This window comes from Prosthecobacter sp., from assembly GCF_014879935.1.
Lineage (GTDB): Bacteria > Verrucomicrobiota > Verrucomicrobiia > Verrucomicrobiales > Verrucomicrobiaceae > Prosthecobacter.
Window position 1 is genome coordinate 16,918 of sequence record NZ_JACSRD010000058.1, and the last position, 10,472, is coordinate 27,389.

General features: G+C 63.3%; 6 protein-coding genes. 3 read left to right on the forward strand and 3 right to left on the reverse strand.

What is annotated here, in order from left to right:
• The first annotated feature begins 12 nt into the window (after positions 1 to 12).
• The 3 genes from IAE77_RS01835 to IAE77_RS01845 all read left to right on the forward strand — a co-directional run bounded on the left by IAE77_RS01835 (position 13) and on the right by IAE77_RS01845 (position 6,649).
• Positions 13 to 3,603 carry an exo-alpha-sialidase gene (locus IAE77_RS01835; protein WP_294220959.1) on the forward strand — a complete coding sequence of 1,197 codons (3,591 nt, stop codon included), beginning with the start codon at positions 13 to 15 and terminating at the stop codon, positions 3,601 to 3,603.
• A 47-nt stretch (positions 3,604 to 3,650) separates the two neighbouring features.
• On the forward strand, positions 3,651 to 5,120 hold the full coding sequence (locus IAE77_RS01840; protein ID WP_294220963.1) for a sulfatase-like hydrolase/transferase: 1,470 nt from the start codon (positions 3,651 to 3,653) through the stop codon (positions 5,118 to 5,120).
• Between the two features lie 95 nt (positions 5,121 to 5,215).
• Entirely contained in the window at positions 5,216 to 6,649 is a 1,434-nt protein-coding gene (locus IAE77_RS01845) for a sulfatase (RefSeq protein WP_294220966.1), read from the forward strand.
• Positions 6,650 to 6,656: 7 nt separating this feature from the next.
• Here the strand turns inward: IAE77_RS01845 and IAE77_RS01850 are convergent, their stop codons facing one another.
• Genes IAE77_RS01850 through IAE77_RS01860 form a run of 3 tightly spaced genes read right to left on the reverse strand, consistent with a single transcriptional unit; the run spans position 6,657 to position 10,305 of the window.
• Positions 6,657 to 8,111 (reverse strand): ATP-binding protein, encoded by a 1,455-nt coding sequence (locus IAE77_RS01850; RefSeq protein WP_294220968.1) that lies wholly within the window; start codon positions 8,109 to 8,111, stop codon positions 6,657 to 6,659.
• Positions 8,112 to 8,115: 4 nt separating this feature from the next.
• Positions 8,116 to 8,766: a response regulator transcription factor gene (locus tag IAE77_RS01855; RefSeq protein WP_294220972.1), complete on the reverse strand. Its 651-nt coding sequence runs from the start codon at positions 8,764 to 8,766 to the stop codon at positions 8,116 to 8,118.
• 42 nt (positions 8,767 to 8,808) lie between these two features.
• Positions 8,809 to 10,305 (reverse strand): serine/threonine-protein kinase, encoded by a 1,497-nt coding sequence (locus IAE77_RS01860; protein ID WP_294220974.1) that lies wholly within the window; start codon positions 10,303 to 10,305, stop codon positions 8,809 to 8,811.
• Between the last annotated feature and the right edge of the window lie 167 nt (positions 10,306 to 10,472).

Genomic DNA, 10,472 nt, shown 5'->3' on the forward strand with positions numbered 1-10,472 from the left:
CGTCTTGAGGGCATGAAACCAGCCGCCTTTGCCCTGTTCCTTGCCATCCCGACCGCAGGCGCCCTCGAACCGCTGCCGCTGATGGATGCCGTGACGGTGAACGGCATCGACATACCGTCTGCGAAACCACCCAAGGGCCTCGTTTTGGACAAAAACACCGGCTTGCTGAGCGTCGATGCGGTGAAAGGGCAGGTCGTGCATCGCACGCAGACCCGCATCCTCGAAACGCGGGCCACGATCACGCCGAAGGGCGACTACCTGCTCATGTTTCCCGAGGGCGACCACTACGCGAAGAGCAAGGGCGAGAAGATCAACAGCATGATGGCCTGCCGTTCGTCGGACAAAGGCAAGACGTGGAGCAAACCGGTCGTCGCCTATGATATTCCGTATGGTCAGCATGGCTTCATTCCGCTGATCCCGAGAGGCACCAAGACGATTCACTGCTTCGGCACGCAGCCGGTGCCGGGCAAGTGGACCTGGGAAGACGGCAGACGCGAGAACGCGCCCATCGGCTGGCGTACTTCGGACGACGATGGTCACACGTGGTCGGAAGTGCATCTCATCGAGCCGGTGAATGATCCGGGCTTCATGGGCATGTCCGTCATGCGCATGACGGAGACGAATGCGGGCACATGGCTCATCGGATCGCACCTCGCCGACTGGTCGGTGAAGCCCTTCACGACGCAGCAGTATCTGCTGCGCAGCGAGGACAAAGGCAAGACCTGGACCGTGCTGCCCGGCGAGCGGCCGGAGGGCTGGCAGGCGGAGGGATTCAACCGCATGGACGAAGGCCGGCCGCTGAATCTCGGTGGTGGACGCGTGCTCTTCATGTCACGCACACCGCAGGGGCATCTGTTCACCGCGTGGAGCAGAGACGATGGCAAAACGTGGACGAAACCCGCGCCGAGCACGCTCGTGCATCCCGATGCGCCACCGATGCTCTTCCCGCTGAGTGATGGGAAGACGCTCGTGGCCTTCCATCACAACAAGGTGCCCACGACGGGGCACGGCGAGCTCAGCGACAAGGCCGAGCTGATGAAAATGCGCAGCGAAGTGTGGGCCTCGCTCTCCGCCGATGAAGGTCACACCTGGAGCGAGCCGCGCTTCGTGCTCGCGAATGCGGTCGCGCCGGTTCACAAGGTCAGCGGCTTCAATTCGCAGTGCTCCTACCTCGATGCCTTCACCGAGGACGGCATCATGCATCTCTTCATGCCGCACCGCTGGCAGCAGGTGCTGCATCTGACGATTCGCGAGGATGCGCTCGCGAAGCTGCCGACGAAGGCGCAACTCGCCAAGCTCACCGCCGCCAAATCGGAACCCGTTTACGCCTCCAAGCTCGCGATGAATCTCAAACCGACGCGGCAGGTGGTTTACAAGAAGGTGGGAGATCGTGAGTTGATGCTCGACGTCTTCGAGCCCGCCGGTTGGGCCAAGGATGACAAACGCGCCTGCTTCGTCGCCATTCACGGCGGCGGATGGACGAGCGGCTCGCCCAAGTCGATGTATGCCTTCACCGATCACTGCGCGAAGAACGGCATGGTGGCCATCAGCGTGCAATACCGGCTCTACAAGGCGGGCACGCCCGTGACGGTGTTTGAGTGCGTGAAGGACGCGCGAGCCGCCCTGCGCCACATCCGCGCTCATGCGGCTGAACTCGGCATCGATCCCGCGAAAATCATCGTGAACGGGGCCTCCGCTGGAGGTCATCTCGCCGTCGCGACTGCGATGTTCGATGGCGTGGATCACGCGGACGAGGATTTGAAGGTTTCATGCCGTCCCGATGCGCTGGTGCTGTTCTCCCCGGTGATCGACACTTCTTTGGAAGGCTACGGCAACGCGAAAATCGGCGAGCGCTGGCAGGAGCTCTCGCCGGCGCATCATGTGAAGCCCGGCATGCCTCCCACGCTGCTGTTTCATGGCGATGGCGACACCACGACGCCGGTTCAAGGCGCGCGTGTGTTCGTCGAAGCCATGCGGAAGGCTGGCAACCGCATCGAGTTCGTTGCGCCGCCCGGAGCCATCCACACGTTCATGTTCAAGGACGAAGTCCTCTATGAGGACACACTCAAGCGGACGGATGTCTTCTTTGCGAGCCTCGGAATGAAATCGAAGCAGGGGCTGCGACTCCCGTCGGTCATTTCCGACCACATGGTGCTTCAGGCGGGCAAGCCGGTCACGATCTGGGGCTGGGCGGATGCGGTTGATGAGGTCGTGGTGGCATTTGCCGGACAGAAGAAAAACACGAAGGCCGATGCAACCGGCCAATGGAGCCTGACACTCGATCCACTGGCTCCCAGCGCGGAATCGCAGGATCTGCGCATCAACGACAAGATCATCCGCGACGTGCTCGTGGGCGAGGTTTGGCTCGCCTCCGGCCAGTCAAACATGGCGATGCAGATCAACGGCGAACTTCATGGCAAGGTGGACAACGCGGATGAAGTCGTCGCGGCGGCAAAACACCCCGAGATCCGCGTCTTCGTGCACGATGAGCCGTTTGCGATCTACGAACTGCCCGTGCCTGCTGATGCGGCCGCACTGGACCGGCCTGGCAGGTGGCGCGTGTGCTCGCCGGAGACCGTGGCGGAGTTTTCAGCGATGGGGTATTTCTTCGCGCGCGATTTGCTGACCGAACTCAGGCAGCCCGTGGGCATTTTGACCTCCGCCGTCGGTGGAACGCCGATCGAGGCGTGGACGAGCCTTTCGGCGCAGCAAAGTGTGCCGGACTTCAAACCGCTGCTCGATGACTGGGCGAAGCGGCTCGATGGATTCGTGCCCGCAGAGCAGCAGCAGAAATTCCTCGCAGCCAAGGCCGCCTGGCTGAAGGAGCGCTCCGCCGCGATCAATGCCAAGAAACCAGCGCCGAAAGCCCCGCTGCCCTTCAAGAACCTCCAGGTGATGAGGCCTGGCGGTTTGTTCGCCGGCATGATCGCCCCGCTCGTGCCTTACACGATGCGCGGCGTCATCTGGTATCAGGGCGAGCGCAACGCGGCGGGCCCCTTCACCACCTTGTATGGTGCGCAGATGAAGACGCTCATCGCTGACTGGCGTGCACGCTGGGGCGACGAGCTGCATTTCGCCTATGTGCAGCTTCCGGCGGTCAAAGGCGTGCAAAAGCTGCCCTCGGAGCCCAAGGGCTGGGGTGTGGCCGTGCGCGATGGCCAGCGCCGCGTGCTGAGCGTCCCGCACACCAGCATGGCGATCACCATGGACCTGAAGGGCGAACTCAACGGCCATCCCACGAACAAAATCGACTACGCAAAGCGCCTCTCCACCGTGGTTCTGCATGATGTGTATCAAAAAGCCATCGCGCTGCCGACCGGGCCGCTTTTCAAGTCCGCCCAGGTCGAGAATGGCAAGATGGTGCTCTCTTTCGACTTCGCCGACGGTTTGAAAGCCAGGTCGGGGGATCTCGAAGGCTTCGCCATTGCCGGAGCCGATGGAAAGTTCGTTTGGGCCAGCGCTAAGGTCGAAAATGGCAAGGTGATCGTCTGGAGTGACACAATCCCCACCCCCAAAACCGTGCACTACGCCTTTGCCGGAAATCCGAAGGGCAATCTCGTGAATGGCGCGGGCATTCCTGCCTCACCGTTCTCGACGGAGTAAGGTCGAATCCACGACACAATTCCGCACGCCCTACGTTCACAGCGCCCATGCGACACGCGCTCGTCTTCCTGCTCCTTGCCCTTAGCCCTTCGCTCTTCGCGGCTGCGGGCAAGCCGGATGTGCTCGTGGTCATCGCGGATCAGTGGAGCCCGCGCTATACCGGGTGGGACAACAAGGAGGTGCGCACGCCGCACATGGACCGCATCGCGGCGGAGGGGATGGTGTTTGATGCGTGTTATGCCACGTCGCCCGTGTGCATGCCATCGCGGGTGTCGCTGCTGACGGGGCTGTATCCGCACAACGGCGGTCACGGACTCTGGGGCAACGGCGCGCGCTACTATCCGGCACCGGAGGACGCGCCGATGTTTCTCGACATCCAACGCGCGGGCTTCACCACGGCGCAGATCGGCAAGACACACTGGAGCGCCGGCCCGGCGTGGCAGGAGCGCTTCAAAAACAGCGGTACCTTCTTCAAAGCGCTCGGCCTCGATCATGTGGCGGACATCTCCGGGCCACCGGACTCCGTGAAGGGGCGTGATCCTTACAAGGAGCATCTGCAACAGCGTGGCTTGCTCCAGGCGGTGGCCGATGACCTGCACGGCCGCTACATCAGCGGCGAATTCGAGCCGCGGGCGAGCGTGGTGAAGCCGGAGGACTACCATGACGTGTTCACCACGGGCCTCGCGGTCGATTGGATTGCCAAACAGCCGAAGGACAAGCCGCTGTGCCTCGTCGTCAGCCTGCACTCGCCGCATCCACCGCTGGATGCGCCGGGCGATTACGCGGCGATGTTTGATCCTGAGAAGCTCACGCTGCCTGCGAGCGTGCCGGAGCGGTATCTGCGCGAAGGGCGTGCGATGGACCACGCGAAGACGAAGCGCATGCTGGCGAACTACCTCGGCAAACTGGCGCTGGTGGATGATTGCGTCGCGAAGCTCGTCGAGGCGCTGAAGGCTCGCGGCACCTGGGACGGCGCGTTGGTCGCGATCACGTCCGATCATGGCGAGATGATGGGCGCGCATGGTTATCTCACGAAGGGCCGGTTTTACGAGGAGTCGGCACGCGTGCCGCTGGTGCTGCGCTGGCCCGGTCAGGTCAAAACGGGCCGCAGCAAGGCCCCGGTGCAGATGATGGACGTGTATCCCACCCTCGTGGAGGCCATCGGCGGCGAGGTGACGCCCGGGCGCTTTGCAAAATCGCTGCTTCCCATCGCCACCGGTCGAAAAGACCGCATCCGCCCCATCGCCATCAGCGAGATCGGCGACAAGGCGCCGCTGCGCATGATGGCGCGTGACGAGCGCTTCAAATACTGGGCCGATGAGGAGCGCGAGTTCCTTTTTGATCTCGAGACAGATCCATTGGAGCAAAACGACCTCTCCGAGCTGTCCGAGCATCGCGACACATTGAATCGCATGCGCGAAAAGCTGCTCACACATCTCCGCTCCACCCAAACCAATCTCTCCGCTGGCTATAAATCCAAAGTCCAGCGCCTCCGTGAGGCGGCCGCGAAGAAGTGATGTTGGAGTCCAGGCTTTAGCCGACTCTCTGACCTATCGAAACCTCTCAAACCGTCGGCTAAAGCCTAGACTCCAACATACTGACTCCACCCGTCATGGTACTTCGATCACTCCTCGCCCTGCTCGCTGGCAGCGCCTTCGCAGCTCAACCGCTCAACGTCCTCTTCATCGCCGTGGACGACCTCCGGCCTGAACTCGGCTGCTACGGCGCAAAACACATTCAATCGCCAAACATCGACAAACTCGCGGCGAGCGGTGTGTTGTTTGAGCGTGCCTATTGCCAGGTCGCCGTGTGCAATCCTTCGCGCAACAGCCTGCTGAGTGGCTGCCGGCCGGACACGACGGGCATTTTTGACAACCAGCACTTCCTGCGCGGCCAGTTGCCGGATGTGGTGACGCTGCCGCAGCATTTCAAAAACCATGGCTACACCACACTCTCGCTCGGCAAAATCTTCCATCACAGCGAGCGCGAGCCTGGCGATGATCCACAATCATGGAGCGAGCCCGCGTGGTATCACGGTGAGCCTTACAAGCACTGGTTCACCAAGGAATCGCTCGACTTCGTGAAGCAGCTCAAGGCTCTGCCCAAGAACAAGCAACCGAAGCAACTGCGTGCCGCGCCTTTCGAGGCCGCCGACGAGACGGACGAGGTCTATCCCGATGGTCAAACCGCCGCGAAAGCCGTCGAAACGCTCCAGCGGCTCAAAGGCGACGCGAAGCCGTTTTTCCTCGCAGTGGGTTTTGTGAAGCCGCATCTGCCCTTCACCTGCCCGCAGAAGTATTGGGACCTGTATCCGGCTGAGTCGATTCATCTGCCCGCGAACGCCTCGCTCCCCGAAAACGCGCCCGAGCCGGCGTTCCACAACAACTACGAGCTGCGCAGCTACGGCACCGTGCCACCGAACGGTGCCATTCCAGCCGCCATGGCTCCCCATCTCATCCGTGGCTATCGCGCCTGCGTCAGTTTCATGGACGCTCAGCTCGGGAAAGTGCTCGCGGAGCTGGAACGGCTCGGTTTGCGCGAAAACACGCTCGTCGTGCTCTGGGGAGATCACGGTTACCACCTCGGCGAGAACGGCGTGTGGACCAAGATGACCAACTTCGAATTCGGCACCCGCACTCCGCTGCTCGTGAGCGTTCCAGGCATGAAAACCGCCGGAAAACGCACCCAGGCACTTGTCGAGCTGGTCGATCTCTATCCCACGCTTGCCCAGCTTTGCGCCTTGCCTCTTCCCCAGCACCTCGAAGGCACCAGTTTTGCCCCCTTGCTCGACAAGCCGGACCGCGAATGGAAAAAAGCCGTCTTCAGCCAGTATCTGCGCACTGGAAAGCCACCCTTCATGGGCCGCAGCATCCGCACGCCGGACTGGCGCTACACCGAGTGGCATGATCTCAAAGGAAAGCCCGCTGGCATCGAGCTCTACGATGACAGCGAGTCGAAGAATCTCGCCGCCGATCCCGCGCACGCGGAGCAGGTGAGGCAGCTCGCGCGGCAGTTGAAGGCTGGCTGGCTGGCCGCACGGCCTTGAAGGGGACTCAGCTCCCCATCGTGAGCTTGAAGCACGTCAGCCCGCCGCCGCTTTCCACTGAAAGGGTGGCTCCGTGCGTGTCCGCAATGGCTTTGCAGATCGCTAGTCCGAGGCCCACGCCGCCTGTCCTGCGGCTGCGTGACGTGTCGGCGCGGTAGAAGCGCTCAAACACGTGCGGAAGATCCGCCGCCGGGATGCCGGGGCCGCTGTTTTCGATGCGCAGAAAAGCTCTGCCATCCTCCTGGCCGGTTTCGATCCGCGCATGACCGGCGCGTTCATTGTGCTGGATGGCATTGATGAGCAGATTGGCGATGATCTGCGTGATCTGGGCCGCATTCGCCTCACATGGCGATTTTTCGAGCTTCATCTCGAAAGTCACTTGATGCGTCGCCGCCATGCCGCGCAGGCTTTCGAGTGCTTCGGAGGCCAGAACCGCCAGATCGCACCTGGATCGGGTCAAATCGCCCCCTGACTCGATCTGCGCGAGCTCGAGCAGGGATTCGATCAGGCCGCTCATGCGGCGTGCGGAGCGCAGCGTGGTCGAAATCGTCTCGCGATACTCCGCGCCGCCGCGTTCGCGTTCCAGAGCACCCTGTGCCTCGGCGATCAGCACGCTCACCGGCGTGCGCAGCTCATGCGCCACGTCCGCGCTGAATCTGGCCTGCTGTGTGAAGGCGCGGTCGAGGCTGGCGAAGGTCTCATTGAGCACCTTGGTCAGCCGCGCCAGCTCGGCGCTGTCCGCCCGCGTCTCGATGCGGGTGCTCAGCTTGCCACGGCTGATGCGTTCCGCCGCGCCGATGATCTCCTCCACCGGCTGGATCGCTCGTCGCAAGATCCACGCGTCCACCAGCAGCCCGGCGCCCAGGACAGCAGCGCCCAGGGCCAGCAGCCACCACCCGAGCCGCGCTGCTGCCTGCTGCTCATTGACCATCGACACCGCGGCCAGGAAGCACTCGCCCGGCGGGGTGGTCAGGAAAGCCTCCCGCCTGTGCTCACGGCTGCGGCGCTGAATCACAAACGGCACCGCGCCCTCCACAGGCGGCCTCGCCATGGCCTCCGGCATCTCCGCCGAATGCGCCAGCAGCCGCCCCGTGCGGCTCCACACGCTGAACTCGATCCCGCGCGTCTCGAACGACTCTGCCAGCTCCGCCGGCAGTGCATACTCCTGCGGCGGCGTCGAGCGCGGCCCCGGTGGATTCCCTTCGCGGGCGTTCTGAAAATGCATTGACCGGTGCAGGGCCGAGAGCGGCTCATCCAGCGCACGATCCAGCCTCACGAGCTCGCCATTCCAATGCAGCCGGTGCGCCGTGATCCCGAACGCCGCCAGCACGCACGCGAGGAGAAGCCCGTGCCAGAGCAGGATGCGCATGCGCAATGACGAATGACGAATGGTGAATGACGAATGGCCGGACTGCCGGCGCACCGGCTCCTCATTCGTCATTTTGCCTTCGTCATTCGTCATTGGCTCAAGGGATGCAGTAACCTTGCCCTCGCCGGGTTTGGATGAACTCCGCGCCCAGCTTCTTGCGCACGAGTGACACGCGCACGTCGAGCAGGTTCGAGAGCGAGTCCTCGTTCTCATCAAACAGATGCTCGTAGAGCTCCGTGCGGCTCACCATCTTGCCACGGCGAAGCGCGAGGTATTCGACCAGGGCATACTCACGGGCGGTCAGCACCACCGGCTCACCTGAAAGCGTCACGGACTTGCTCCATGTGTCCACGTTCACCCCTCCGATCACGATTTGATCCCGCGCCTGGCCGCCGCTGCGGCGGATCAGCGCCCGCAGGCGGGCGCGGAGTTCGTTGATGTCGAAAGGCTTGGCCAGGTAGTCATCCGCACCCGTGTTCAGGCCTTCGATGCGATGGTTCACCGCGGTCCTCGCGGTCAGCATGAGCACCGGCGTCTGCTTTTTCGCCCGCAGCGCCTTCAGCACCTCCAGCCCGTTTATCACCGGCAGCATCCAATCGAGCACAATGGCGTCGTAATCACACTCCAGCGCCTTGAAGCGCCCGTCCTCGCCGTCCTCCGCCGTATCGACTGCATAGCCGTCCTCCCGCAGCGCCCGGGCGAGCGCGCGGAGCAGATCAGGCTCGTCCTCGACGATCAGCAGGCGCATGGCGGTGATTAAAGCACGGAACCTTGCGGGAAGATGACGAAATCACTCCGTCTTCGCCTCCACCGGCCGCCATTCCACCGATTCAAAACGCGTGGGACTCTGGTAGCTGCCGAGCGCCAGGGCCATCGGCCGCGGTGTGGGGCCGAGTTCCCAGGCGGGCGTGATGCCGAGCGGCAGGCCCTTGGTCACGAAGGTCTTTTTGAATTCGCCATCCACGCTCACGCGCACCTCGTCAGGCCGCACTTCGACGAGCAGCTCATGCGGCTCCCCATTCACCAGCGGAAAACGGAAGCCGTAGCCGGAGGTGAGGTCCTGGCCGTTGATCATCTGCACGCCGGCGAGGCCTTCATCCCACGCGTCGAGCTCCGCCGTGGCCATGCGTCCGCCGCTGCGGAAGAACAGCGCGGTCGAATACTCCCCCTCCAGCCGTGTGAGGCGCATGCGCACATCATAGGACTCCGGCAGCTCGTCCTCCAGTTTCACGACGCAAATGTCCGCGCCGGAGGTCAGCACGCCGTTTTCATTCCGCCAGTCGCCGCGCAGCACGTCCTCCCAGATGCGCGTGCCGGCCGCTGCATCACGCCACTCTCCAGCCACTTCGGTTGACGCCGTCCAGCTCATCAAGGCCGGCACACCGGCCAGCACGCTCACCAAAGTCAGCAACCAGGGCCAGACACGGCGTCGCGCAGGCTCGTGCAGCGCATTCATGAAGTCAGCGATGCTCGCAAAACGCTCCGTCGGCTCAGGACGCAGCGCACGCATCACCGCAGCGCCGAGCTGCGCGGAAATCTCCTTCCGCACACGATGCGGCGGATCAAAACTGCCGCGCGGCGTCCTGCCCGTGAGCAGTTCATACGCCATCACTCCGAGCGCGAAGACATCCAGCCGCGCATCCGCCTCCGCGCCGCGAAACTGCTCCGGCGCCATGTAATCCACCGTGCCCACGGCGGTGCCGCTGAGCGTCAGACGTGTGCTGCCTTCATGCAGCGGCAGCGCGAGGCCGAAATCCGTCACGCGCGCGGTGCCTGCGGCATCGAGCAGCACATTTTCCGGCTTCATGTCGCGATGGATCACCCCGCTGGCATGCGCGGCCTCCAATCCGGCCGCGATTTGGCGCAGAATCCGCAGCGCCTCGGCCACCGGCAGGCCGTTGGGATGCTGCTGGAGCTTTTCACGCAGGCTGCCACCTTCCACGAACTCCATCACAATCGCCGCGCCATCCTCCGTGCGCTGAAAATCATGCACCGCGACGATGTTCGGATGCCGCAGCCGCGCCATGACGCGTGCCTCGCGCTCCAGCCGTTCGAGGAACTGCGGATCGTCCGCCAGCTCTCCCGCCAGCACCTTCACCGCCACTTCACGATCCAGGCTGAGCTGTCGTCCCAGATACACCGCGCCCATGCCACCGCGTCCGAGCGGCGTCTCAATCTCGATGCCCGCGACCTCAATCACACTTTCCGCCGCGCTCAATCCCTGCGCCATCAACGCGTCCGGCTTCAAACCGGAGAGACGTCGTCGAGGTGAGCGGGAGTCGGACATGGAGCAGGAGAGTTGGGAGGTCGTGACCTTTCACCGAAAACGTGAACACTGAAAGCGACGTTAGGACGTGTTTGAAAACCTCTGCCGCAGAGCGGCATCCGTCTCGTTGCCCGGCCTTTGAAGGCCGGGAGAGGATGCGGGTGATCGCGTTGAGCCATGACCCGCGT